The sequence below is a fragment of the Sphingomonas sp. genome (assembly GCF_023266535.1).
Taxonomy (GTDB): domain Bacteria; phylum Pseudomonadota; class Alphaproteobacteria; order Sphingomonadales; family Sphingomonadaceae; genus Sphingomicrobium.
The window spans coordinates 57,258-80,338 of record NZ_JAHFPY010000002.1 but is presented as its reverse complement, the minus strand read 5'-3'; the positions used below and the strand labels follow the sequence as shown (position 1 = coordinate 80,338).

The following is a 23,081-nucleotide window of genomic DNA, read 5'->3' as shown; positions in this document are numbered from 1 at the left end:
GCTTGCCGGGGGTTCGTTGATGCGATGAGCCCGGCCAACTTCATGGCCACCAATCCGGACGTGATGAAGCGGACGGTCGAAACCAAGGGCGAGAACCTGCTCGCCGGGCTCAAGAATATGCTGGCCGACATCACCCGCGGACAGGTGACGCAAAGCCCCGAGGGCGCGTTCGAGCTCGGCCGCAACCTCGCCACCACGCCGGGCAAGGTCGTCTACGAGACCAGGCTGTTCCAGCTGATCCAATATGCGCCGACCACCGACGAGGTGCTCGAAACACCGCTGGTGGTCTTTCCGCCGTGGATCAACCGCTTCTACATTCTCGACCTCACGCCCGAGAAAAGCTTCGTCAAATGGACCGTCGACCAGGGCGTGACCCTGTTCATGGTCAGCTGGAAATCGGCCGACGACAGCATCCGCGACGTCGGCATGGACGATTATGTCGCGGCGCAGGAGGAGGCGATCGACGTCATCCGCGACCTGCTCGGCGTCGAACAGGTCCATGCCATAGGCTATTGCGTCGCCGGGACGACGATGGCGGCGACGCTCGCCTACCTCGCCGGCAAGAAGGACGCGAAGAAGGTCGCCAGCGCCACCTTCTTCACCGCCCAGGTCGATTTCGAGGACCCGGGCGACCTCAAGATGTTCGTCGGCGACGACACGCTGGCGACGCTGAAGCAGCTCACGGCCGAGACCGGCGTGCTCGACGGGCGGGTGATGGCCGCGACCTTCAACCTGCTGCGCGGCAAGGACCTCATCTGGAATTATGTCGTCAACAATTACCTGATGGGCAACGACCCGACCCCGTTCGACCTGCTCCACTGGAACGGCGATGTCACCAACCTGCCGGGCGAATGGCACCGCGACTATCTTGAGCGACTCTACCGCCAGAACCAGATGATGACTCCGGGCGGTCTCACGGTGAAGGGTGTCCCCATCGATCTCGGCAGCATCGAGACCCCGGCCTATATCCAGGCCGGGCGTGAGGACCATATCGCGCCGGCGCCGAGCGTGTGGAAGCTGACGCGCGTGCTCAAGGGCCCGAAGCGGTTCATCCTGGCAGGCTCCGGCCATATCGCCGGGGTGGTCAACCCGCCGGCGGCCAACAAATATCAATATTGGACCAGCGACGAACCCGCGACGACGCTGCAGGAATTCATCGCTTACTCGACCGAGCATAAGGGCAGCTGGTGGCCCGACTGGATCCAATGGCTTGCCGGCCAGGGTCCCAGGAAGGTCAAGGCGACCGGCGCACGCGTTCCGGGCAAGGGCAAGCTCAAACCGATCGAGGATGCCCCGGGCCGCTACGTCCGGACGCGATAGCGCTCAGCAGTTCTCATACTTCCAGTGCCGGCGCTTGCCTTCACTAAGCCATTGAATCGCATTGGCAATTCTTTTCTCGTGGGTCTTGTCCTGCTTCGCTTCCGCGATCCATTCCAGATATTCGCGCTGGGCCGAGGGCGAGAAGCCGTCCAGAGCCGCCCTGGCCTTGGGAGCCCGGGCCAGCGCCTTGGCAAACTCCGGATGCATTCCGGGCGGCGGCTTGGGTTCATGCTTGGCCTTGCGCGGCGCCGGAGCCGTCTTAGAGAGAACGGCGGCCTCCCGGACCAACGCGTCAAACTCCTTGTTACTGGGGAGGTCGGTAATTGAGGTCAGCTTACCGAACTGGCCCATCGCTCCCGCCTTCGGCGTTCCGTCGCCGATTTCCTGCCCGCGCCAAAAGTTAAGCGCAGCATGCTGCTTGAAAGCCGCCATCATCAGCAGGATCTTGCCGTCAAGCGTGAAGCCCGGAGCGCTCCATTTCATGGTCTCCTCGACTTCGGGGGCGGCGGCATGAACCCGTTCGCGCACATGCTTCAGGATCGGTTGTGCAAAAGGCGCGGCCTTGGCAATGTAGGCATCGACGCGCGGATCGCGGCTCAAAAGATACCTCCACCGATCATCAGCCGGACGATGCCGACGATGATCACGAACAGGTTGAGGTTGCGGCCGGCCGTTCTGCCGGAAATGGCGCCGATGCCTGCGCCGATCACGGCCAGGGGAACAATCAGCCAATTGGCCAAGCCGAGCAACGGAATGAAGGCGATCGCGACGCAGACCAGCGCAACCAGGCCAATGATCAACGAAACGAGGTTCAGCGAGAGCCGGCTCCTCCCAAATTCAGCCGGTCCTTAGCATTGCGCTCAGGCTTCGGCCAATTCGTCGCATTCGCGTTGCCGGGCTGCGCGGCGGTCGCGGATCATGGAACCCAGATAGAGGGCCAGCGCTGTCCAGATGCAGCCGAACGCGACGCCGTGGGCCCAGGTGAAGGGCTCGTTGTAGAGCGCGACTGCGCAAATGAACTGCAGCGTCGGGGCGATGAACTGGAGCATCCCCACGGTCGAATAGGCGAGGCGGCGGGCCGCGGCGGTAAAACAGAGCAACGGCACGGTCGACACGACACCCGCCGCAAGCAGCAGGAAGGTCTCCTGACCTCCCGCGCCGAACATCGGGCGTCCGGCGGAACCACCCAGCAACAGCCATCCGAGCGCAATCGGGAACAGTAAGGCGGTTTCGATGGTCAGGCCAGCCAGCGACTCGACGTGGATGATCTTCCTCAGCAGTCCGTAGGTGGCGAAGCTGAAGCAGAGCGTCAGGCTAATCCACAGCGTGCCGAGCGCGCCCGCGGCGAGGACCGCGATGCCGGCCGCGGCGATTGCCACCGCTGCCCATTGCAGTCTGGTCAGCTTCTCCTTGAGGATGAATCGGCCGAGCAGGATGTTGGCCAGCGGGTTCAGATAATAGCCAAGGCTGCCGGCGAGGATGTGGCCGCTGTTGATGGCATAGACGTAGAGCAGCCAATTGTTGCCGATCAGCAGCGCCGTGACGAGCAGTGTCGCCAACGTCTTGCGGTTGCGCACCGCGACGCCGATCTGGTCCCATGCCTTGGCCAAGGTGGTGAGCAGCGCCAGCACGACCAGCGACCAGACGATCCGGTGCGCGACGATGTCGATCGACGGCACTGCCTTCAACAGCTTGAAGTAAATCGGCAACACGCCCCACAGTCCGTAGGCGGCGAGGCCGAACAATAGGCCGGCGCGAGTCCGCGCATGGGCTTCGGCTTCGTCGATGGGGGGCGCGTTCACCCGATGTGCGCTAGCGGGTGGACCAGCCCAGTCAATCGCGGAACGGCAGGAAATCCATCGAAAATCAGAACAATCTGATTTGGTGAACTTATCGTTAGTTGAAAGCGTTGCGTCGCTTTGTCACCCTAGGTGGCAGTGGGGTTCGTATTTTTTGGAGTCGCGCCGTGAGGCCCATTCGGTCTGTCCTGATGATGGTCACGCTTGGACTCGCCGGCTGCACTTTGCCCAACGCCAAGCCCAAGCCGCAGCCGGTGATCGTTGCGGCGCCGCCGACCCGGGCCGACGCCTGGCAGGCGCAGGCGAGCGCCGCGGACATCAACCGCATCCGCCGGGTCGCGACCGGCTGGTCGAGCGGGCTGGCCGAGGCCAGGGCAGCGGGTTTTGCCAATGACATGAAAGCGGAAGGCAAGTTGCTTGAGCCCGACGCCGGCCTCCAGCGTCCGTTCCCCACGCCCGGAATCTACAATTGCCGGATGCTGAAGCTCGGTCGGGAAAAGCCCAAGGCCCCGGCATTCGAGAGGTTCAAGCCCTTCTTCTGTCATGTCGGCATCGATCGGCAGACCTTCACCATCATCAAGCTGACCGGCAGCCAGCGCCCTGCCGGACGGATGTGGGAGGATGACGATCCCAACCGCCTGATCTTTCTCGGCAGCCTCGGCCTCGGCAACGAGGAGGAAGTGCGCAACTACGGCGACGATCCCAGCCGCGACATGGCCGGGATTTTCGAGCGTATTGGGAATTTCCGCTGGCGGCTGGTTATTCCCTATCCGCAGTCGGGATCGCAGCTGCTGCTATTCGAGCTGACGCCGGTTCCTGACCAACCCAAGGAATGAGCCTCTGGGATCCGCAAGAGGTGCGCGCGCATCTGGTTGCCGCGGCCGCGGCCGGCCATGCGCTCAGCTATTCGGAGCTGCTCGAGCATCTCGGATACGGCTTCTCGCGGCCGAAGATGCGGGCGCTGTGCAAGACCTTAGGCGTGGTCGATGACGAAGCCGCCGCGCGCGGCGAACCCGAGCTGGCAGTGCTGGTCGTGCGTCAGTCGGACGGGCTTCCCGGCCAGGGCTGGTGGATCGCCGGTGGCAAGGCTCATGGTTACAAGGGTCAGTGGGAGGGTCCGGCGGCTGCGCGATTTATCCGTCGGCTACAACAGAAGACCTTCGATTATTGGGCAATGGCGGAGGCAGGCGCTTCAAGCTAAGGGGCGGCCATGGCCCAGGGTAGCAGTGAAAATGTCCGGACGTTTACCGTCGGCGAGGACGACGACGGCATTCGTCTTGACCGCTGGTTCAAGCGCAACCTCCCCGACGTCAGCTTCAACACCGTGTCGCGCTGGGCCCGGACTGGCCAGCTAAGGGTCGACGGCAAGCGCGCGAATCCCGGCGACCGGCTGGAAACCGGCCAGAATCTGCGAATCCCGCCGGCCGAGGCGGCTCCGGCCGAGGGGCCGGGCTCGCGGCCGAAGCGCATCGTCCAGCCGCTGAGCGACGACGAAGCGGCATTCGTGCAGGACATGGTGCTAGCCAAGGGCCGGGACTGGTTCATGCTCAACAAGCCGCCCGGCCTGGCGACGCAGGGCGGGACCAAGACGGTCCAGCATCTCGACCGGCTGCTCGATGGGCTGGCCGATGACAATGGCCAGCGGCCCAAGCTGGTCCATCGGCTCGACAAGGATACCAGCGGCGTGTTGCTGGTGGCGCGCTCGGCCAGGGCGGCGGCGCACTTCACCAAAGCCTTCGCCGGGCGGACCGCGCGGAAAGTCTATTGGGCGCTGATCGCCGGAGTGCCGTCGGTCGAGGAGGGGCTGATCGACGCGCCGCTCGCTAAGCAGCCGGGCACCGGCGGCGAGAAGATGCACGTCGACGAAGAAAATGGCCTTCCGGCCAGGACCCGCTACCGGCTGGTCGAGCGGGCCGGCAACCGCGCCGCATGGGTTGAGCTGCAGCCGCTGACCGGCCGCACCCATCAGCTCCGCGCCCATATGGCGGCGATCGGCCACCCGATTGTCGGCGACGCCAAATATGGCGGGGCGGAGGCTTTCCTAACCGGCGGGATCAGCCGCAAGCTTCACCTCCATGCGCGCCGGCTCAAGGTCGACGGGCTGGACGGCAAGCCGATCGACCATTCGGCGGAGCTGCCCGCCCATTTTGCCGAGACCTTGGCCACGCTGGGTTTCGACCGGATGCTCGGCGACATGTTGCCGCTGGACAATCCGGACCCGGCGCGGCTGCCCGAAACCAAGGCCAAACGCGCGGCCGCCCATGCCAAGTCGGTGCGCCGCGCCCGGAAGGGCGAGCGTCGTGCGCGCGGCCGAGCTGCTCCGAAGAGGCGCTGATGCACCCCAACAAGGCTTTCGACTGGCATGACCGCGACGAAATGCTGCGCTTCGTCGCCGATCGCAGCTTCGCCCACATTTTCACTTCTTCCGACAGCGGGCAGTTCGTGGTTCATGCCCCCATCCTGGTGACGGACGAAGGCAAACTCTGGTTCCACGTCTCCCGCCGCAACCGGATTGCCGACCATGTTGATGGCCGGCCCTTGCTGATCAGCATTGCCGGCCGCGACGCCTACCAGAGCGCCAATTGGTATGTTTCAGACAACCAGGTGCCGACCTGGCATTATGAAACGGTCGAGATCGAGGGCGAGGCCAGGGAGCTTGCCGAGCATCAGCTCATCGAGCTGCTCGATCGACTAAGCGAGCGGTTCGAAGACGAGCATTCGCCGGAGGCGCCATGGACCCGGGCGAAGATGGGGCCGGGCAAGTTCGAAGCGATGATCAAGGCGATCGTCGGTTTCGAGGTCGACCCGATCGAGCTTCGCGGCACCCGCAAGTTCAACCAGCACAAGCCGGCGGACGATCTGGCGGCGACGATCCAGGGCCAGCAAGGTGCCGGGCGTCAGGATATTGTCGCGGCAATTACCGAGGTAAGACATGGCTGACGACGAACTGTGGAAAAAACGCTTCCGGACATTCCTGGCGATCCGGCTGGTTGGCCTGGCGACGTTTTTGGTTGGAATCGCCGTCGCCTTTTCCGACCTCGTCCAGCCGGGGGGCCAGAAGCTAATCGGAGGGTTGCTGGCGGTGATGGGCGCGCTCGATGCGGTGATTGCCCCGCGCGTCTTGAAGCGGAGCTGGGAGCGGCAGGACAAGTGAAGCGCTTCTGGAAGGCTGCCGAGGTGGTGGTGGCGGAAAATGGGTTTGGAATTACGCTTGACTGTCGTTCCTTAAAGACACCGGCCCGCGCCGATCTCGCCATGCCGACGCGCTGGCTGGCCGAAGCAATTGCCGCCGAATGGAATGAATGTGGCGAGAGCGTTGATCCGCGAACGATGCCGCTGACCGGTCTGGCCAATGCCGCGATCGATCGGATTACGATCGACAAGGACCAATTCGCCGCCGGGTTCGCCCGCTACGCCGAGGGCGACCTCCTTAGCTACCGGGCTGAGGGGCCCAAAGCCTTGGTCGCGCGCCAGGCGGAAAGCTGGGATCCGCTGCTGGCCTGGGCGCGGCGGCGCTTCGATGTCGATTTCGCCTGCATATCAGGTGTGATGCACGCTCCGCAGCCTGAGGAAACGGTGCGCAAGCTCGGCCATGCCGTCGCCATGCTCGATCCGTTCCAACTGGCCGGCCTGTCGCCGCTGGTGACGATCGGTGGTTCGCTGGTCGCCGGCCTCGCCGTGCTCGAAGGGATGATGCCGGCCGAGGATGTGTGGGAAGCAGTCAGCCTCGACGACCGCTGGCAGCTTGAGCAATGGGGCGAAGATTCCGAAGCCCGGGCGGCACTCGATTTGCGCCGGCGCGATTTTCTCGCCGCCGCACGCTTTCTCGACTTGCTTAATTAGGACGGGCGACCAGCTCGCGGACAAAGCCCAGCAGATAAGGTTGTCGCTCGCGCCGCAGCCGTTCGGCGGCGATGATTGCCCGGACATCGTCCAGGCATTGCTCCATGTCTTCGTTGATCAGGACATAATCATATTCGGCCCAATGGCCGATCTCGGATGCGGCCCGGCGCATCCGCCCGGCGATGATTTCGTCGCTGTCGGTTCCGCGTTCGTGCAGGCGACGGTCCAGTTCCTTCATCGATGGCGGCAGGATGAAGATCAGCACCAGATCAGTGCGGAAGGCATATTCGAGCTGCTGAGTGCCCTGCCAGTCGATATCGAACAGAGTGTCGCGGCCGTCCTTAAGCGCTTCCTTGATGGGCTCCTTGGGACTTCCGTAGAGGTGATCGAACACATAGGCCCATTCGGCGAATTCATCGGCTTCGATCAGCCGGTTGAACTCGGCCTCGTCGACGAAGTGATAGTCGACCCCATCCACTTCGCCTGGCCGTGGCGGCCGGGTGGTGGCGCTGACCGAGATGGTGATGTTGTCATCCGCCTCCAGCAGCATGCGGCTGATCGTCGACTTGCCGGCGCCCGATGGCGAGGACAGAACGATGAGCAGGCCACGGCGGCTGCGGTGCTGGGGGCTGGTCGGAAGAGCCATGACCGCCCTTGCCTTGGGTCGTGGCGGTCCGTCAAGCGCGCCGCCAAATCCGTTTCATTGTGCAATGCACAAAAAATGCTTGAAACCTATGCCGCACTGCACTATGTTGCACCGCAGCAAAGGAGTTTTGACGTGGCTGAAGAGACCAAGGTCGAAGAGAAAGTGGAAGCGGTCGTTGAGGCCGTCGCGGCGCCGGTGAAGCCGGTTGTCGAGAAGGTTGAAGTGGTTGCGGCCCCGGCCGTCGCCAAGACCAAGCCGGTCGCCAAGAAGGCCGTCCGCAAGGTCCGCAAGGCCCCGACCAAGGTCGTCAAAGCCGTCAAGCAAGTGAACAAGCGCGCCGCCAAGACGGTCAAGCGTGCCCGTAAGGCGGCTCCGGTCGCCCGCGTCAACAAGATCGAAGGGAAGAAGACCATGACTTATGATTTCAACCAGCTGTTCGCTGGGTTCCAGATCCCGGGTGCCGACAAGGCCCAGGAACTGTTCGCCGACGCCAACGAGCGCGGCCAGAAGTTCGTTGCCAAGTCGCAGCAGACCGCCGAGCAGCTCGCCGAGCTCGCCAAGGCCAATGTCGAAGCGATCGTCGAAGCCGGCCGCATTTATGCCGGCGGCGCCAAGGCGATCGGCCAGGACGCGATTGCGTCGGGCCGTGAGGGCATCGAACAGGCTTCGGACGCCGTGAAGACCCTGGCCGAGGCGAAGTCGCCGGCCGAGTTCTTCCAGATCCAGTCGGAGCTGGCCCGCACGTCGTTCGATCGTCTCGTCGCCGAGACCTCGAAGCTGACCGAGCGCGTCGTCAAGCTGGCGGGTGAGGCGGTTGAGCCGCTGCAGACCCGCGCCAGCCTGAATGCCGAGCGCATCAACACTTTGGTTGCCTGACCTCTCCCCTCTTTGGAAGGCAACCCTGTTCACGGCCGTCCCCTTCGCGGGGGGCGGCCGTTTTTCTTTTCGGGACAAACGGCTCAAGCCGCCTTGCAGGCAATTGCCGGGATGCCATATTTTAGGTCCCAGATGATTGACCAAGTGATTCTGATGTCCGGCGACGAGCCGGGGCAGGGCGACGGGCTCGACGAGATCGAGCACGGTGTCGTTACCCGCACTCGTCCCAAGACCAAGAAGCCCAGCAATTACAAAGTGCTGATGCTCAACGACGATTACACGCCGATGGAGTTTGTCGTGCTGGTCCTGCAGCGCTACTTCACCATGGACCTGGAAGATGCGACCCGCGTCATGCTCCAGGTCCATCAGCAGGGCGTCGCCGTTTGCGGCGTGTTTACCTACGAGGTGGCCGAAACCAAGGTTTCCCAGGTGATCGATTTCGCCCGGGAGAACCAGCACCCGCTCCAGTGCACGCTGGAAAAGGCCTAGCTTCCCCTCTCCTTTAGGGGAGGGGTTGGGGGTGGGGGCGGCTAGTTTTCACCCACCCCCGCTCAACCATGTTGAGTCGCCCCTCCCTTGAAAGGGAGGGGATGTGCGCTAAAGCGCGCCGATGGACTCCATTCGCATTACCGGCGGTAAGCGCCTCGAAGGCAAGATCCCGATCTCGGGTGCAAAGAACAGCGCGCTGGCGCTGCTTCCCTGCGCGCTGCTGACCGACGAGAAGCTGACGCTGGGCAATTTGCCGCGGCTGGCCGACGTCGACAATTTCTCGCACTTGCTCAACCAGCTCGGCGTTTCGACCTCGGTCGCGGGGGTCAAGAAAGGCGAGGTCGGGCGCAAGATGACGCTTGAGGCCAAGGAAATCGCCTCGACCGTCGCGCCCTACGACATGGTTCGCAAGATGCGCGCCTCGATCCTGGTCCTGGGGCCGATGCTCGCCCGTAGCGGCGAATCCACCGTGTCGCTCCCCGGCGGCTGCGCCATTGGCGACCGGCCGATCGACCTGCACTTGAAAGCGCTCGAGTGCATGGGCGCGGAGATCGAGCTGGCGGCGGGCTATGTGAAGGCCGTCGCGCCCAAGGGCCGGCTTCCCGGCGGCGACTTCAGTTTCCCCGTAGTGTCTGTCGGCGCGACCGAAAATGCGGTGATGGCGGCGGTGCTGGCGACCGGCCGGACCCAGCTGTTCAACGCCGCGCGCGAGCCGGAAATTGTCGATCTTTGCAATTTGCTGGTGGCCATGGGGGCGAAAATCGAGGGCATTGGCTCGTCGCATCTGATCATCGACGGGGTCGAAGGGCTCCACGGCTGCAATTATGAGGTCATGCCCGACCGGATCGAGGCCGGCAGCTATGCCTGCGCGGCGGGAATTACCGGCGGTTCGATCGAACTGGTCGGCGCCCGGCCTGAAGACATGCTGGCAATCACCAACGGCCTCGCCGCGGCCGGGTTGGCGATTGAATTCACCGGCGCGGGCATGAAGGTGTCGGCGCATCAACCGCTGAAGCCGCTGGCAATTTCCACCGCGCCCTATCCGGGCTTCCCGACCGACATGCAGGCCCAGTTCATGGCCATGCTGGCTGTCGCCGACGGGCAAAGCTTCCTCGAAGAGACGATCTTCGAGAATCGCTACATGCACGTCCCCGAGCTGCGCCGGATGGGGGCGGATATCGAGGTCCACGGCCGCTCGGCGATCGTCAAAGGCGGCAATCCGCTGACGGGCGCCCAGGTGATGGCGACCGACCTGCGTGCCTCGATGAGCCTGGTCCTCGCGGGGCTCGCTGCGGAAGGCGATACCGAAGTCCTTCGCGTCTATCACCTCGACCGCGGCTATGAGCGACTCGAAGAGAAGCTCAGCGCGGTCGGCGCGACGATTGAACGTGTCAGCGCCGGATAGGGCCGAGCTCCAGCTGGAGCGCGACGGGGCGCAACTAGTCGGGCACGCCTTGCAGCCAACAGAAGCACTTACATTGCTGACGGCGCTGGAGCCTGTTGATGCGGGCAGGGCCGGATCGCGCTTGGCTGATTTGAATGGAATTAGGTATTGGCTCGGCGCGGATGGGATCGTGGGTAAAATTGCCGCCCATTGGCTCGGCTCCAAGGCGAAGCCAGTCCGGGCCATCCTCTTCGACAAAAATCCAGACACAAATTGGGCACTGGGCTGGCATCAGGATCGGACAATCGCAGTCGGTCAGCGTGCGGACGTGCCTGGCTTCAACAATTGGAACCGGAAGGATGGCATCGACCATGTTGAGCCGCCGTTCGAGCTGATCGAACGAATGGTCACGGTTCGCATCCATTTGGACCGTGTCGATGACAACAATGCGCCGTTGCTGATCTCACCTGGGACTCATCGACTTGGTAAGATTCCCGAAAGCCGATTGGCCGAAACCGTTGAACGTCACGGCTGCATCGAATGTCTTGCCGAGATCGGGGATGTCTGGGCCTATCGCACCGCTATCTTGCATGCGTCGAAGCGCGCGCTGTCGCCGCGTCGCCGCCGGGTCCTGCAAGTCGATTATAGCGCGGATGATCTGCCCGCTCCACTTCGCTGGCAGATGGCGGACTAGCCATTCAAAGCGCCTTGGCGAAGCGCTTGCTGGTCTGCTGGTAACCGAGCTTGGCATAGAATTGGTGCGCCTCGACCAGCCAGTCATTGCTGGTCAGCTCGATCATCCCACATCCGGCAGCGCGGAGGCGCTGTTCCGCCGCAGCAACCAGCTTCTCGCCGATGCCCCGGCCTCGCAAATGCTCAGCGACGACCAATATGGTGATCCGTCCAACCGGCTTTTCGCGGTGCAGGGCAGTCATCACATGCAACCCGCATAGCCCGACCACCGTTCCATTGTCGTCAGCGACCAGTTGGGGACAATCATGCGAGGCGATCTGCTCGATGCGCTGGCGCACTCCTTCGGCGGTGACCTTGTGCCGCAGCAGTTCGATCAGTGGGATAAGCGCTTCCGCATCCTCGGGCGTCGCCTCGCGGATTTGAATGTTCACAGCGCGTCCAGTGCATGCAGCGTTACCCCGACCAGCCCGCCGACCAGCGTGCCGTTGATCCGGATATATTGGAGGTCGCGTCCGACCGCGGCTTCGAGCCGGTTGGTGATGGTCTGGGCGTCCCAGCGGCGCACCGTTTCGCTGACCAGCTTGACGATCGACGAACCATAGCTCGCCGCCATTCCGGCCACCGCGCGGCGGGCGAACATGTTGATCGCGCTCTTCAGGCGTGGGTCATTCTCCAGGCTCTGGCCCATCGACTGGAGGATTTCGCCGAGCTTGCCGGCCATCACCGCATCGGGGTTGCGCGCGGCGCGGATCATTGCCTCGCGGCCCTTCTGCCATAACGTGTCGAGCCACAATGACACCGACCTGTTGTCGAGCAGTTCGAGCTTCATCGCCTCGACCCGCTCGCGCGTTTCGGGCTTGGTCTGGAGGTCGTTGGCAAGGTCGGCCAGCGCCTGCTCGATCTTGATCCGCACCGGATGCGCAGGATCGGTGTGCATGTCAGCGCTGAGCTTCCTCAGCCCATCGACGATCGCATCGGCCAACTTGGCGTCGAGACCAGCCAGCTTCAGCACCCAATTGGCCCGCTTGTGGACCATGTCGCGGATCAACCCCTCGTTGGCGTCGAGTGCCCGGGCGGTCCAGCGGATCGCCGCCTCCAGCATTGGCACATGCCGGTCCTCGTTGATCGCGCTGGCCAGCGCTGCACCGAGCAGCGGCGAGACTTCCATCTTGCGGATGCGGTTGGCGATCGAGGTCTTGACCAGGCCGCCAAGCCGTTCGTCATCGAGACTCTCGAACAGGTCGGCGAGCAGGCGGCTTGCGCCATGGCGGATGCGGGTTTCCTGCCCCTGCGGCGCCTGCAGGAAGCGACCCACGGCCCCGGCCAGGTCGATGTTGCGCATGCGGCGAGCCACCACCGGCGCGACCAGGAAATTTTCCTTAAGGAAATTGGCCAGCGCCTCGCCGATCCTATCCTTGTTGCGCGGAATGATCGCGGTGTGCGGAATCGGCAGCCCCAGCGGATGGCGGAACAGCGCCGTGACCGCGAACCAGTCGGCCAGTCCGCCGACCATCGCCGCCTCGGCGAAGGCTTTGACGTAGCCGACCCATGGATAAGCGCTTTCATACTGCCGGGTAATGACGAACACCGCCGCCATCACCACCAGCAGGCCGGTGGCAGCCACCTTCATGCCGGTTGCGCCCGATTGCGCCGCATTGAAGCGCGCGAGGGCAGGCGGGGACGGCGGCGCGGTCATCCCCGCCAGTCTAGTCAGTCAAACGGCGATGTCACTCTGCCGGTAGCGGCGCTGCTCCGGGATGATCGGCCTGGATGCCATGAGCCTCGCCATTGTCGACCAGGCGGCGGAACCTCCTGGCGATCCACTGCTCCATGTCGATTGCGATCGAATAATAGGCCGGCACCAGCAGCAGGGTCAGCATGGTCGAGAAGATCAAGCCGCCGATCACGGTCATGCCCATCGGCGCGCGCCAGCTGCCATCGCCGGTCAGCGACAAAGCGATCGGCAACATGCCGGCGACCATCGCCACCGTGGTCATCACGATCGGCTGGGCACGCTTGTGGCCGGCCTCGTAGATCGCCTCGTCCTTGGGCATGCCATGGTTCATCATCTCGACAGCGAAGTCGACCAGCAGGATCGAGTTCTTGGCGACGATGCCGAACAGCATCAGCACGCCGATCAGCACCGGCAACGACACCGGCTGTCCGGCCACCATCAGGGCCAGGGCCGCGCCCAGCGGCGCAAGCAACAGCGAACCCATGTTGACCAGCGGCGCGAGGAAGCGGCGGTAGAGCAGCACCAGCACGGCAAACACCAGCAACACGCCTGACATGAGGGCAATGGCGAAATAATAAAGCAGTTCGGCTTGCCACTTCTGGTCGCCCAGGCTCAAACGCTGGACACCCTGCGGCAGGTTCTTGACCGTCGGCAGCAGGTCGATCTTCTTCCAGGCGTCGCTGGACACTAGCCCCGGCGCCAGGTCGGCACCGACCAGCGTGCGGCGGATCTGATTGGTGCGCTGAACCGTGGTCGGGCCCGATCCGAAGCCTATTTCGACGACCGACTTCAACGGCACGGATCCACCGCGCGACGTCGGAACCGGCAAATTCTCCAGCGTCGCCAGGTCGCGCCGGGCGCTCTCCGAGATCGAGACGGTAATCGGCACCTGGCGGTCGGCCAGCGAGAATTTGGCACTATTCTGGGCAATGTCGCCGATTGTCGCGATGCGCACGGTCTGGCTTAGCGCGGCGGTGGTCACGCCCAGGTTGGCGGCCAGGTCGAACCGCGGCTTGATGGTGATCTCCGGACGCGCCAGGTCGCCCTGCACGCGCGGTGCGCGCAGCTCCTTGAGCGTCATCATCTCGTCGCGGATCTTGTTGGCCGTCGCGAACAGCAATTCGGGATTGTCGCTGCCCAGGAACAGGGTGATGTCGCGCCCGCCGCCGCCTCCGGTCTGGCTGAGGAAGTTGACCTGCGCATCAGGAATATTGGCAAGTTGCGGCGTCAGCGATCGCTCGAACTCGGTGCTGGTCTGCTTGCGATCTTTCTTGAGGACGATGTTGAGATTGCCCGAGCCGACGAACACGCGTTCGAACACGCTCTCGACGTCCGGGTCCTTCTTGATGATCGCTGCAGCCTCCGAAACCTTGGCCCCGGTTTGGGCGAGCGTCGAGCCCGGCGCCATGTTGACCCTAACCTGCGAGAAATCGAGGTTGAGCGGCGGTTGGAACTGCATGCCGAGCTGCGTGAACAGGACGACCTGCAAGATGAACGCGCCGGTACCGGCTCCGATCATCCAAACGCGATGATCGAGCAGCCACGCCTTCAGGCGCCCTTCGTGCCATTGCTCATATTGATGGCCGCCGGCCAGGTTGGACAGCAGGTCGATTAGCTTAAACGCGCCGTAGCAAACCGCCGCTCCGGCCACCAAGGCGAACGGCAGGATCAGCAATGCCCACGGGACGACCATGCCCAGCAGCTTCCAGGCGATACCGGCGCCGCCTGCAAATGCGACGACCAGCAGCAGGACGTACAGCAGGCCGATGATGTAATAGAACCACCGGCCGCGTGCGTTTGGGTGAGCGGCACGCACGGCGTCGGCCCCCTTGGTGTCGAGGCTCCACTTCAGCGTCGCCAGGTAGCTGTCCATCGCCTTGCCCGAGGCGTGCGCTTGAATACCGTGTGCCTTAAGGAAATAGGCGGCGATCAACGGCGTGATCATTCGGGCGACGAACAGGCTCATCAGCACCGCGACGACGACGGTGTAACCGAAGCTCTTGAAGAACTGGCCGGAGATACCCGGCATCAGCGCCACCGGCAGGAACACGGCGACGATCGACATGGTGGTGGCCAGCACCGCCAAGCCGATTTCGTCGGCGGCGTCGATCGACGCCTGCCAGGCCGACTTGCCCATGCGCATATGCCTGACGATGTTCTCGATTTCGACAATCGCATCGTCGACCAGCACGCCGGCGACCAGGCTCAGCGCCAGCAGCGACAGGCCATTGAGCGTGATTCCCAGCATGCTGAGGAACCAGAAGGCCGGGATGGCCGACAGCGGGATCGCCAGCGCCGAGATGGCCGTCGCGCGAATGTCGCGAAGGAACAGGAACACGACGAGGACGGCGAGGATCGCGCCTTCCCACAGGCCCTCCATCGCCGAGCTATATTGCAGCTTGGTATATTCGACAGCATTGAAGGTTTCGCGGAAATGGATCCGCGGATCTTCCTTCTCGATTTTCCGCAGTTCCTTCCAGGCTTCGTCATAGGTCGTCACTTCGGACGAGCCTTTGGAGCGCTGGACGTTGAAGCTGATCACCTGCCGGCCGTTGAACTTGGCGATGGTGCGCTGTTCGGAATAGGCGTCCTTGACCTCGGCAATGTCGGCCAGTTTGACCATCCGCCCGCCAGGAACGACGATCTCGGTTTGCGATAGGTCATAGGCTGTACGGGCATTTCCGAGCACTCGGACGGCCTGCTCCGAGCCGGCGATTTCGGCGCGGCCGCCGGCGGCGTTGAGGTTGGTCTGTCGCAGCTGGGCGTTGACCTGGGCGGCGGTGATGCCCTGGGTCTGCATCGCCGCCGGATCGAGGACCACGCGTATCTGCCGGTCGACTCCGCCTTCGCGTGACACCGCGGCGACACCCGACACGCCAAGCAGCCGGCGCGATACGCTATTGTCGACGTACCAGCTGAGCTCTTCCAGGCTCATGTCGGTGGTCTCGGCGGCGACGTAGAGGATGGGGTCTCCGGCGATGTCGACGCGATTGATTTGCGGCTCAAGGATGCCGTCGGGCAGGTCACCGCGGATCTGGGCGATCGCGTCGCGCACGTCATTGACCGCGCGGTCGGTCGGAGTGCCGATCTTGAACTGGACGAAGGTATTGCTGGTGCCTTCGCGGACCGAGCTGTTGATCTCGTCGACGCCATTGACCGAGCGGACCGCCGCCTCGACCTTTTGCGTGATCTGATTTTCCATTTCGGTCGGCGCGGCGCCCGGCTGGCCAATGGAGATCTGGGCTGCCGGGAAATCGATATCCGGGTTGTTGTTCACCTCCATGCCCATGAAGGCGATGATCCCGGCCAGCATCAGGCCGATGAAGATGACGATCGGCGGGACCGGGTTGCGGATGCACCAGGCCGAGATGTTCCGGAAATTCATTTCAGCTCGCCTTCGCTAGACTCTGGACTGGCCTCAGCGGGCCGCTTGCCGCTTGGGCGTGACCTTTTGGCCGGGATTGAGGAACGGACCCGCCGACAGCACCACCGATTCCTGGCCGGTGATGCCTTCGATTACGGTCACGCCCTGGTCGCTGACCGAGCCGACCTTGACGTTGCGCCGCTCGATCAGATTCTTGGCCGTGACAACATAGACATAATTGCCTTGCTCGTCGCTCAGCACCGCGCTCTGCGGCAGCAGCGGCGCGGTGGTCGTGCCTGCCTCGATCTTGGCTTCGGCGAACCCGCCCGGCCGGATCGCGGGATCATAAGGGATCGAGATGCGCACCTCGCCCTGGCGGCTCTGCGGATCGATTACCGGCGCAACTTGCCAGACTCGCCCGGCAAAGCTGCGATCCGTGCCCGTTGGAGTCACGGAAACCGGCATGCCGACATGAATGAAGGCAAGGTCTTGCTGCGACAGCGTCGCCCGCATTTCCATCTCGCCGCCCTCGGCCAGCCGGAATAACGCGCCCGATCCCGGGTTGACGACCTGTCCGACCTCGACGTTGCGGGCCAGGATAAGGCCGCTCTTGGGCGCGCGGATGTCCAACCGGCCAACCTGCGCCCGCATTGAATTGAGATTGGCTTCGGCGACCAGGATTCGGGCGTTGGCGGCATCGCGCGCGGCCTTCTTGCGGTCGAGGTCTGCCTTTGACACGAAGCCGCGCCCGACCAGCGCCTCGCTCCGCTCATATTCATTCTGGGCGAGCGCCGCGTCGGCGCGCGCGACCTGGACCTGGGCTGCCAGCTGGTTCAAGTTCTGCGATTGGACCGAACGGTCGACCGTCGCCAGTGCCTGGCCCTGGCGGACCCACGTGCCGGCATCGACCAGCACTGCGCGGACCATGCCACCTTCGCCGGCGACGCCGACCGGCTGGTCGCGGTGCGCCGCGAGGGCGCCGGACGCGGTGACGGTCCGCGCGACCTGGCTGCGGCCCGGGACGACCACTGTTACCGTCGGAATATTGCCGCCGGGACCGCCGGCGCCAGGGGCGCCCGCCTTGTCGGCGCCCTTGCCGCCCAGGAACATGACGGCGGCGACGATAACCGCGATTCCCACGATCACCGCGATGATGATGTTCCGCCGACGCGTCGACCGGTCGACCACGACCAGCGTGTCTGAGCTTGCGAAACTGGACTCCCGGTTCATAGGCCGCATTCTTCCCGCCATTCGTAATGAGCAGCAGCAATCCATGCTGCCGCTGCTGTATTACGCAAATAAGTCACCGCATGCAACTGCACTGGCCAAACCGCCGGTGGAAAGGCTTTTTCTACGAACGGCGGCACCCCTTACACCGACGCGCGTTGTTGCAAAGCTGAAACGAGCGTGCTGCAAGGTGACCGCGAGGTTTACCACAGGGAGGTAGCAAAGGATGATCGAAAACTACGGAATCCTTGGCTGGATCGTCATCGGCTTGCTGGCTGGCGGCATCGCCAAACTGCTGATGCCCGGCAAGGATCCGGGCGGCTGCCTGGTGACCATTTTGCTCGGCATCGCCGGCGCCCTGCTCGCCGGATTCCTCGGCAAGGCAGTCGGCTGGTATGAAGAGGGCGAGGCCGCGGGCTTCATCGCTGCGATCGTCGGCGCCTTCCTGATTCTGTTGATCTATCGCCTGGTGCTTCGCCGGCGCGGGTAGCTCGCATCGCTGTTCATATTCGGGCCATCGCCGCTGGTTCAGCTTGCGGCGGTGGCCTTTTAACTAGTGAGAGAGATCATGCGTAACGTATTGATGAGCGCCCTGGCGCTGGGAACCGCCGCGATACCGGCCAGTGCGCCAGCGCTACAGGCGGTGGCGGCAGTACCGGTGCTCACCGGCACCCGGCTGGATATCAGCGCCATCGGCGAGGTGACCCGAGTACCCGATCTGGCCATCATCTCGGCCGGCGTGCAGACGCTGCAGCCGACTGCCACCGCGGCGATCGAGGATAATGCGGCCCGGATGGAGCGGGTCCGTGCGGCGCTGAAGCGCGCCGGGATCGAGGACAAGGACATCCAGACGTCGTCGATCAGCCTCAATCCCGAATATCAGTACGACCAGAACCAGCCGCCGCGCCTCACCGGCTATCGCGCGAGCAACAGCGTCAACGTCCGGTTCCATGACCTGAAGCGGACTGGAACGATCCTCGACGCGCTGGTCGCGCAGGGCGCCAACACCATCAGCGGACCCAACCTGACCGTCGACAAGCCGGAGGCGGCGCTCGACGAGGCCCGCGCCAAGGCGATTGCCAATGGGCGGGCACGGGCTGAGCTCTACGCCCGGGCCCTGGGGATGCAGGTCGTCCGGCTGCTGTCGGTCAGCGAGAGCGGCGGCTATGCGGCCCCGCCGCCGATGCCGATGGTGATGATGGCAGAGCGATCGGCCAGTGCCGACACCAAGATCGATCCCGGCACCCAGCAGCTGCAGGTCAGCCTGTCGATGAGCTACGAGCTTAGATAGCGATTATCCTCCCCGAGAATTCTCGGGGAGGGGGGCCGCCGTCTCTGGCTATCTAACGCTGCCGCGGCGGACCAGGTTGATGACCGCCAGCAGGATCACCGCGCCAAGTAGCGACCATAGGAAGGTTTCGATGGTCAGGCCCTGGTTGATGTTGCCCTTGCCGAGAATCAGCCCGGCAATCACTGCGCCGATAATGCCGACAGCGATGTTCATGAGGATGCCTTGCTGGGCGTCGGTGCGCATGATCAGGCTGGCGAGCCAGCCAACGACGCCACCGACGACAAGCCATACGATGATACCCATGTTCATTCCTCCTGTTGGGCTGCCCAGTCTACGCAGGGCGCCTCGCCGCATCAGGACGCACGATGCAAGCAACTGGTTCCGGCAAAGCAAAGCCGGGGTCCAGTGCCGGGGAATCGAAGCTGTGGATAAAAAAGGGCCCCGTCTTGCGACGGGGCCCATGCTCTGGTCCTACTGGGGACGGACCGAATTAATAGCGCTGCTGGCGCTCGTACTGATCGCGGTAATGCTTGATGCGCGTGACCCTGAGGCCCGGCATGCCGCTGCGGTCGACCGCGCGCTGCCAGCCGGTGAACTCTTCCAGGCTCAGCGTATAGCGCTGGCAGGCTTCGTCGACGGTCAGCAATCCGCCCGCAACCGCAGCCACAACCTCCGCCTTGCGGCGCACGACCCAGCGGGTCGTCGAGGCCGGCGGAAGCGAATCGAGCGTCAGCGGTTCGCCAAGCGGCCCAATCACCTGCGCGGGACGAATTTTCTGATTCTCAAGCATCTACTCAACCTCAGTCACGTTAAACTTCAACCGATAGCCAGCTTTTAACCGAAGGCCGTTGAGAAGGTCTGAAACACAACGGTAACTTCAACCTTCATCAATCCTTATTGCCTGTTAACCATGACGGTCGCGGCATGGATGCGAAGGTGCCCCTGAGCGTTGCCCTGGCGTCCTTCCACCCCTCGCTGACCGAGAGAAAACAGGCGATTGCATCCTGGCGTTCTTCGCGGCCCAAATTCGAGGCCGCCGACAAGGCTGAAAGAAGCTCATCGATGTCGAGCTTCGCCTCCCCTGCTGCCTCAAGATTGCCGTCGAATCGCGCCAAAGAACCGTCCCTCGCCCCCGAATGGGAACGCTTGCTCTAGCCCAACAGGGTGAATTTCGAGTAAAGACGCACTAGATCCACCACCTCCATGACCATCGATTTCCAGCTTGGCCGCGACGCTCGCGATGCCCGTATCGTCGTCGCCATGTCGGGCGGCGTCGATTCGAGCGTGGTCGCCGCGCTGGCGGCAAAGACCGGCGCAGAGGTGATCGGCGTCACCCTGCAGCTCTACGATCACGGCGAGGCGGTGAAACGCTCGGGCAGCTGCTGCGCCGGCCAGGACATCTACGACGCCAAGACGGTTTGTGATCGGCTCGGTATCGCCCATTATGTGCTCGACTATGAAAGCCGGTTCCGGACCGGCGTGATTGACAGGTTTGCCGACGAATATGCCCAGGGGCGCACGCCGGTGCCCTGCTCGCTGTGCAACCAGGGGGTGAAGTTCACCGACCTGATCGCCTTCGCTCGCGACCTCGGCGCCAATTGCCTCGCAACCGGACATTATGTCCGCCGTGTCGAACGGGACGGGCGCGTCGAGCTGTGGAAGGGCCGGGACCCTTCGCGCGACCAAAGCTATTTCCTTTACGGCACGACCAAGGACCAGCTCGATTATCTGCGCTTCCCGCTCGGCGACTTGCCCAAGAGCGAGACCCGCCGGATGGCGGTCGAGGCCGGGCTGGTGGTGGCGGACAAGCCTGACAGCCAGGACATCTGCTTCGTTCCCGACGGCGACTATGCCGGGCTGGTCAAGCGCCTTCGGCCCGAAACCGCCGCGCCGGGCGCGATTGTCGGCCTCGACGGCGAAGTTCTCGGCGAGCACCAGGGGGTGGTTCATTTCACCATCGGCCAGCGCCGCGGGATCGAGATCGGTGGCCAGCGCGAACCGCTCTATGTCGTCCGGATCGAACCGGAAGAGCGGCGGTTGGTGGTCGGTCCGCGCCGGGCTCTGGCAGTTGCCGCTGCCAGGGTCGAGGGGATCAACTGGCTGGCCGAGGATCAGGTGCGGGTCGAGGCCAAGGTGCGCTCGCTCGCGCGACCGGTCGGCGGCACATGGGACGGCGAGAAGCTGAGCTTCGCCACGCCGGAATATGGCGTCGCGCCGGGCCAGTCGGCGGTCTTCTACGACGGCGACCGGCTGCTCGGCGGCGGCACCATCGTCGCTACCGAAGCCGCGGCATTGGCGGAGGCCGCAGCCGCCTGATGCATGGCGGTTCAGTCCAAGAGCTGTGGTTATAGCGTAACGGTGACGTCCATATTCCAGGACAAAAGCGGTCGTCCGGCTGCAAAATCTTGCAGGCGGTCGGTAAAAGCCGCATCAGTCCCCTAGGGGGCAGCTGAGCGGCCTGTCGTTAGGGATGCCGGGGCAATGACATGTGCGGCATAGCGGGGTGGTACAGGCGGTCTAACCAACCTGTGTCGAAGGCGGTCGTGGAGCGGATGTGCGACACGATTGTATCTCGCGGCCCCGATGACAGCGGCTATTTCGTCGATGGCGACTTCGGCTTCGGCATGCGCCGGCTCAGCATCATCGATATCGAAGGTGGGCATCAGCCGATGTTCACGCCCGATGGCCGTTATGCCATCGTGTTCAATGGTGAGTTGTATAATCATCTCGATGTGCGGGTGGAGCTGGAGCGTTCCGGCATTGCGTTCAGGACGCACAGCGACACCGAAACATTGCTGCTGGCTTTCGCCCAATGGGGCGACGAGGCCTGGATCAGGTTCGAGGGGATGTTTGCCGCGGCGGTTTGGGACCGCGAAGCGCGCCGGCTGACGCTGGCCCGCGACCCCCTCGGCATCAAACCGCTCTATCTGACGAAGCAGCATGGCGGCATCGCCTTTGCATCGGAAATTCGCGCGCTGCGAACGCTCCCCAACCATGAGTGGGATATCGACGATCGAGCGGTGCACGATTTTTTCAGCTTCGGCCATGTCCAGCCGACACGCTCGATCTTCCAGCAAGCTCAGAGCCTGGCGGCAGGCCATTTCCTGCGGGTCGATGCCGGCGGAATGGAGCTGAAGCAATATTGGAAGCCCAGGTTCGCGCCGAACCTGGCCTTGTCCAGCGAAGAGTGGGTCGAGGAAACCCGCGCGCGCGTGCTGAACACGGTCAAGCGCCATATGCTGGCGGATGTCACGGTCGGATCTTTCTTGTCCGGCGGCGTTGATTCAAGCGCGATCACGGCAGCAATGAGCCAGGTTGCGCAGGCGCCGGTAAAGGCATTCACGATCGGTTTTCCGTCGACGTCGATCGATGAGACGGCGGAAGCAGCGGCGATCGCCAGGCACCTGGGGGCGGAGCATCATGTCTTGCCGCTGGAGCCGATCGCCGCCGGCGACCTGTTGCCGATGGTCCAATCCAGCTTCGACGAACCCTGCGCGGCAACGGCTGCAATCCCGATCTGGCATCTGTCCCGGTTCGCTGCGCAGCAGGTCAAGGTGGTGCTGTGCGGGGAAGGCTCCGATGAGGTGTTCGGCGGTTACAAGCGGCAGCGGACGGCAGCGCTGGCGGCTCGACTCAAGCCCTTGATCAAGTCGTTGGGGCCGCTTTCGAAACTGATCGACGAATTGCCGCTCAATGGCTCGCCGTGGTGGAATTACCGCGTTCAGAACGTTCGCAGGTTCCGCGACGCGGCGTTGCTCGACAACAGCTTCCAGCGCTTCTTCGCTGCTACCGAGATTTCCGCTCCCGACATTCGCAAGCGTCTCTATCAGGAGTCATTCTTCGACCGGTTCGACGGCCCAGGCTCATACAAGCGGCTCGAACAGGAATATTTCGACGAGGCTGCACACCAACTCGATCCGTTGGAGCAGTTCATGCTCGCCGATCTCACGGTCCACATGCCGGGTTCACTGCTCAACCGGCTGGACCGCGGCAGCATGGCCCATTCGCTCGAGGCGCGCGTGCCTTTCCTGTCGCATGACTTTGTCGACTGGAGCCTGACCATGCCGACGAAGATGAAGCGGCGCGGCGGGACGGGAAAGCTGGTGTTGCGCGAGGCCATGGAGCCGTGGCTGCCTACGGGCCTGCTAAGCAAGCGCAAACGCGGATTCCAGATCCCGTTCGCCGAATGGTTCCGCGGCGACTTCAGCCGCTTCGCCCGGGAAGCATGGAACGACAGTGGCGCGAGGCAAAGCGGCTACCTTCGCCCCGAAGCGGTCGAACAATTGTTCCGGGAACATGACGCCAGCCTCGCCAATCACGGCCGCACCCTCTACGCCATCGCCATGTTCAGTTGCTGGTGGCAACAGACAAAGACGGAGGGAAAACGCGCGGCAGCTTAAGCTTCGCGCGATGC

At 63.7% G+C, this 23,081-nt stretch carries 26 protein-coding genes; 15 read left to right on the top strand and 11 right to left on the bottom strand.

The features are described from left to right. Window positions 1-1,320, top strand: a 1,320-nt coding sequence (locus tag Q0C64_RS00450) for an alpha/beta fold hydrolase (RefSeq protein WP_294120039.1), incomplete at its 5' end; no start/stop codon positions are given. Window positions 1,321-1,323: 3 nt separating this feature from the next. On the opposite strand, the gene Q0C64_RS00445 is transcribed toward Q0C64_RS00450, so the two are convergent. Genes Q0C64_RS00445 through rarD form a run of 3 tightly spaced genes read right to left on the bottom strand, consistent with a single transcriptional unit; the run spans window position 1,324 to window position 3,122 of the window. Next, window positions 1,324-1,920, bottom strand: a complete 597-nt coding sequence (locus Q0C64_RS00445) for a YdeI/OmpD-associated family protein (protein WP_294120037.1) — start codon at window positions 1,918-1,920, stop codon at window positions 1,324-1,326. After that, window positions 1,917-2,120, bottom strand: a complete 204-nt coding sequence (locus tag Q0C64_RS00440; RefSeq protein ID WP_294120034.1) for a hypothetical protein — start codon at window positions 2,118-2,120, stop codon at window positions 1,917-1,919. Before Q0C64_RS00440 ends, Q0C64_RS00445 begins: the two co-directional genes overlap by 4 nt. A gap of 60 nt (window positions 2,121-2,180) precedes the next feature. Next, window positions 2,181-3,122, bottom strand: coding sequence for an EamA family transporter RarD (gene rarD / locus Q0C64_RS00435; protein WP_294120032.1), 942 nt, complete (start codon window positions 3,120-3,122; stop codon window positions 2,181-2,183). Window positions 3,123-3,286: 164 nt separating this feature from the next. Here rarD and Q0C64_RS00430 point away from each other — a divergent pair, with 164 nt between their 5' ends. The 6 genes from Q0C64_RS00430 to Q0C64_RS00405 are packed head-to-tail and all read left to right on the top strand — an operon-like array spanning window position 3,287 to window position 6,962. After that, window positions 3,287-3,955, top strand: coding sequence for a DUF4893 domain-containing protein (locus tag Q0C64_RS00430; RefSeq protein WP_294120030.1), 669 nt, complete (start codon window positions 3,287-3,289; stop codon window positions 3,953-3,955). Next, window positions 3,952-4,320 (top strand): ribose-phosphate pyrophosphokinase, encoded by a 369-nt coding sequence (locus Q0C64_RS00425; RefSeq protein ID WP_294120028.1) that lies wholly within the window; start codon window positions 3,952-3,954, stop codon window positions 4,318-4,320. The genes Q0C64_RS00430 and Q0C64_RS00425 overlap by 4 nt, the downstream gene beginning before the upstream one ends. 9 nt (window positions 4,321-4,329) lie before the next feature. Continuing rightward, complete coding sequence (locus tag Q0C64_RS00420; RefSeq protein ID WP_294120027.1) at window positions 4,330-5,454, top strand: RluA family pseudouridine synthase; 1,125 nt, start codon at window positions 4,330-4,332, stop codon at window positions 5,452-5,454. Beyond that, complete coding sequence (locus Q0C64_RS00415) at window positions 5,454-6,059, top strand: FMN-binding negative transcriptional regulator (protein ID WP_294120025.1); 606 nt, start codon at window positions 5,454-5,456, stop codon at window positions 6,057-6,059. Before Q0C64_RS00420 ends, Q0C64_RS00415 begins: the two co-directional genes overlap by 1 nt. Continuing rightward, a complete protein-coding gene (locus Q0C64_RS00410) occupies window positions 6,052-6,273 on the top strand; it encodes a hypothetical protein (protein ID WP_294120021.1) in 222 nt (73 codons plus the stop codon). Before Q0C64_RS00415 ends, Q0C64_RS00410 begins: the two co-directional genes overlap by 8 nt. Beyond that, on the top strand, window positions 6,270-6,962 hold the full coding sequence (locus tag Q0C64_RS00405; protein ID WP_294120019.1) for an ATP12 family protein: 693 nt from the start codon (window positions 6,270-6,272) through the stop codon (window positions 6,960-6,962). The genes Q0C64_RS00410 and Q0C64_RS00405 overlap by 4 nt, the downstream gene beginning before the upstream one ends. Here the strand turns inward: Q0C64_RS00405 and gmk are convergent. Beyond that, on the bottom strand, window positions 6,955-7,608 hold the full coding sequence (gene gmk / locus Q0C64_RS00400) for a guanylate kinase (protein ID WP_294120017.1): 654 nt from the start codon (window positions 7,606-7,608) through the stop codon (window positions 6,955-6,957). The genes Q0C64_RS00405 and gmk overlap by 8 nt on opposite strands. Before the next feature lie 132 nt (window positions 7,609-7,740). Between gmk and Q0C64_RS00395 the strand changes: the two genes are divergently transcribed. The 4 genes from Q0C64_RS00395 to Q0C64_RS00380 all read left to right on the top strand — a co-directional run bounded on the left by Q0C64_RS00395 (window position 7,741) and on the right by Q0C64_RS00380 (window position 11,051). Continuing rightward, on the top strand, window positions 7,741-8,484 hold the full coding sequence (locus Q0C64_RS00395; RefSeq protein WP_294120016.1) for a phasin family protein: 744 nt from the start codon (window positions 7,741-7,743) through the stop codon (window positions 8,482-8,484). Between the two features lie 153 nt (window positions 8,485-8,637). Beyond that, window positions 8,638-8,973 carry an ATP-dependent Clp protease adapter ClpS gene (gene clpS / locus Q0C64_RS00390; RefSeq protein ID WP_294120052.1) on the top strand — a complete coding sequence of 112 codons (336 nt, stop codon included), beginning with the start codon at window positions 8,638-8,640 and terminating at the stop codon, window positions 8,971-8,973. Between the two features lie 121 nt (window positions 8,974-9,094). Then, window positions 9,095-10,378, top strand: coding sequence for a UDP-N-acetylglucosamine 1-carboxyvinyltransferase (gene murA / locus Q0C64_RS00385; protein ID WP_294120014.1), 1,284 nt, complete (start codon window positions 9,095-9,097; stop codon window positions 10,376-10,378). Between the two features lie 73 nt (window positions 10,379-10,451). After that, window positions 10,452-11,051, top strand: a complete 600-nt coding sequence (locus Q0C64_RS00380; RefSeq protein ID WP_366004016.1) for a phytanoyl-CoA dioxygenase family protein — start codon at window positions 10,452-10,454, stop codon at window positions 11,049-11,051. Between the two features lie 4 nt (window positions 11,052-11,055). Here Q0C64_RS00380 and Q0C64_RS00375 read toward each other — a convergent pair whose 3' ends face one another. The 4 genes from Q0C64_RS00375 to Q0C64_RS00360 all read right to left on the bottom strand — a co-directional run bounded on the left by Q0C64_RS00375 (window position 11,056) and on the right by Q0C64_RS00360 (window position 17,379). Further along, window positions 11,056-11,481 carry a GNAT family N-acetyltransferase gene (locus Q0C64_RS00375; RefSeq protein ID WP_294120012.1) on the bottom strand — a complete coding sequence of 142 codons (426 nt, stop codon included), beginning with the start codon at window positions 11,479-11,481 and terminating at the stop codon, window positions 11,056-11,058. Continuing rightward, window positions 11,478-12,680 carry a DUF445 domain-containing protein gene (locus Q0C64_RS00370; RefSeq protein ID WP_294120045.1) on the bottom strand — a complete coding sequence of 401 codons (1,203 nt, stop codon included), beginning with the start codon at window positions 12,678-12,680 and terminating at the stop codon, window positions 11,478-11,480. The genes Q0C64_RS00375 and Q0C64_RS00370 overlap by 4 nt, the downstream gene beginning before the upstream one ends. A gap of 97 nt (window positions 12,681-12,777) precedes the next feature. Continuing rightward, the gene (locus Q0C64_RS00365; protein ID WP_294120011.1) at window positions 12,778-16,170 is read right to left on the bottom strand and encodes an efflux RND transporter permease subunit; all 3,393 of its coding nucleotides are present in this window, start codon (window positions 16,168-16,170) and stop codon (window positions 12,778-12,780) included. A gap of 33 nt (window positions 16,171-16,203) precedes the next feature. Continuing rightward, entirely contained in the window at window positions 16,204-17,379 is a 1,176-nt protein-coding gene (locus Q0C64_RS00360) for an efflux RND transporter periplasmic adaptor subunit (RefSeq protein ID WP_294120009.1), read from the bottom strand. A gap of 223 nt (window positions 17,380-17,602) precedes the next feature. On the opposite strand from Q0C64_RS00360, the gene Q0C64_RS00355 reads away from it, so the two are divergent. Beyond that, the gene (locus tag Q0C64_RS00355; RefSeq protein WP_294120007.1) at window positions 17,603-17,866 is read left to right on the top strand and encodes a GlsB/YeaQ/YmgE family stress response membrane protein; all 264 of its coding nucleotides are present in this window, start codon (window positions 17,603-17,605) and stop codon (window positions 17,864-17,866) included. A 78-nt stretch (window positions 17,867-17,944) separates the two neighbouring features. After that, window positions 17,945-18,667: an SIMPL domain-containing protein gene (locus Q0C64_RS00350; RefSeq protein ID WP_294120005.1), complete on the top strand. Its 723-nt coding sequence runs from the start codon at window positions 17,945-17,947 to the stop codon at window positions 18,665-18,667. 48 nt (window positions 18,668-18,715) lie between these two features. On the opposite strand, the gene Q0C64_RS00345 is transcribed toward Q0C64_RS00350, so the two are convergent. From Q0C64_RS00345 to Q0C64_RS00335, 3 genes are all read right to left on the bottom strand, one after another. Continuing rightward, entirely contained in the window at window positions 18,716-18,970 is a 255-nt protein-coding gene (locus tag Q0C64_RS00345) for a GlsB/YeaQ/YmgE family stress response membrane protein (RefSeq protein WP_294120003.1), read from the bottom strand. A 187-nt stretch (window positions 18,971-19,157) separates the two neighbouring features. Beyond that, entirely contained in the window at window positions 19,158-19,457 is a 300-nt protein-coding gene (locus tag Q0C64_RS00340; RefSeq protein WP_294120001.1) for a DUF1153 domain-containing protein, read from the bottom strand. Window positions 19,458-19,554: 97 nt separating this feature from the next. Further along, window positions 19,555-19,782 carry a hypothetical protein gene (locus tag Q0C64_RS00335; RefSeq protein ID WP_294119999.1) on the bottom strand — a complete coding sequence of 76 codons (228 nt, stop codon included), beginning with the start codon at window positions 19,780-19,782 and terminating at the stop codon, window positions 19,555-19,557. An 88-nt stretch (window positions 19,783-19,870) separates the two neighbouring features. On the opposite strand from Q0C64_RS00335, the gene mnmA reads away from it, so the two are divergent. Together mnmA and asnB are read left to right on the top strand one after the other, a co-directional pair. Then, on the top strand, window positions 19,871-20,983 hold the full coding sequence (mnmA, locus tag Q0C64_RS00330) for a tRNA 2-thiouridine(34) synthase MnmA (protein WP_294119997.1): 1,113 nt from the start codon (window positions 19,871-19,873) through the stop codon (window positions 20,981-20,983). 170 nt (window positions 20,984-21,153) lie between these two features. Beyond that, a complete protein-coding gene (asnB, locus tag Q0C64_RS00325) occupies window positions 21,154-23,067 on the top strand; it encodes an asparagine synthase (glutamine-hydrolyzing) (RefSeq protein ID WP_294119995.1) in 1,914 nt (637 codons plus the stop codon). Window positions 23,068-23,081 lie beyond the last annotated feature (14 nt).

Coding starts and splice junctions, on each gene's coding strand:
- Q0C64_RS00425 (WP_294120028.1), top strand. CDS start 3,952: ATGAGCCTCTGGGATCCGCAAGAGGTGCGCGCGCATCTGGTTGCCGCG.
- Q0C64_RS00420 (WP_294120027.1), top strand. CDS start 4,330: ATGGCCCAGGGTAGCAGTGAAAATGTCCGGACGTTTACCGTCGGCGAG.
- Q0C64_RS00415 (WP_294120025.1), top strand. CDS start 5,454: ATGCACCCCAACAAGGCTTTCGACTGGCATGACCGCGACGAAATGCTG.
- Q0C64_RS00410 (WP_294120021.1), top strand. CDS start 6,052: ATGGCTGACGACGAACTGTGGAAAAAACGCTTCCGGACATTCCTGGCG.
- gmk (WP_294120017.1), bottom strand. CDS start 7,608: ATGGCTCTTCCGACCAGCCCCCAGCACCGCAGCCGCCGTGGCCTGCTC.
- clpS (WP_294120052.1), top strand. CDS start 8,638: ATGTCCGGCGACGAGCCGGGGCAGGGCGACGGGCTCGACGAGATCGAG.
- murA (WP_294120014.1), top strand. CDS start 9,095: ATGGACTCCATTCGCATTACCGGCGGTAAGCGCCTCGAAGGCAAGATC.
- Q0C64_RS00370 (WP_294120045.1), bottom strand. CDS start 12,680: ATGAAGGTGGCTGCCACCGGCCTGCTGGTGGTGATGGCGGCGGTGTTC.
- Q0C64_RS00365 (WP_294120011.1), bottom strand. CDS start 16,170: ATGAATTTCCGGAACATCTCGGCCTGGTGCATCCGCAACCCGGTCCCG.
- Q0C64_RS00360 (WP_294120009.1), bottom strand. CDS start 17,379: ATGAACCGGGAGTCCAGTTTCGCAAGCTCAGACACGCTGGTCGTGGTC.
- Q0C64_RS00355 (WP_294120007.1), top strand. CDS start 17,603: ATGATCGAAAACTACGGAATCCTTGGCTGGATCGTCATCGGCTTGCTG.
- Q0C64_RS00350 (WP_294120005.1), top strand. CDS start 17,945: ATGCGTAACGTATTGATGAGCGCCCTGGCGCTGGGAACCGCCGCGATA.
- Q0C64_RS00345 (WP_294120003.1), bottom strand. CDS start 18,970: ATGGGTATCATCGTATGGCTTGTCGTCGGTGGCGTCGTTGGCTGGCTC.
- Q0C64_RS00340 (WP_294120001.1), bottom strand. CDS start 19,457: ATGCTTGAGAATCAGAAAATTCGTCCCGCGCAGGTGATTGGGCCGCTT.
- mnmA (WP_294119997.1), top strand. CDS start 19,871: ATGACCATCGATTTCCAGCTTGGCCGCGACGCTCGCGATGCCCGTATC.
- asnB (WP_294119995.1), top strand. CDS start 21,154: ATGTGCGGCATAGCGGGGTGGTACAGGCGGTCTAACCAACCTGTGTCG.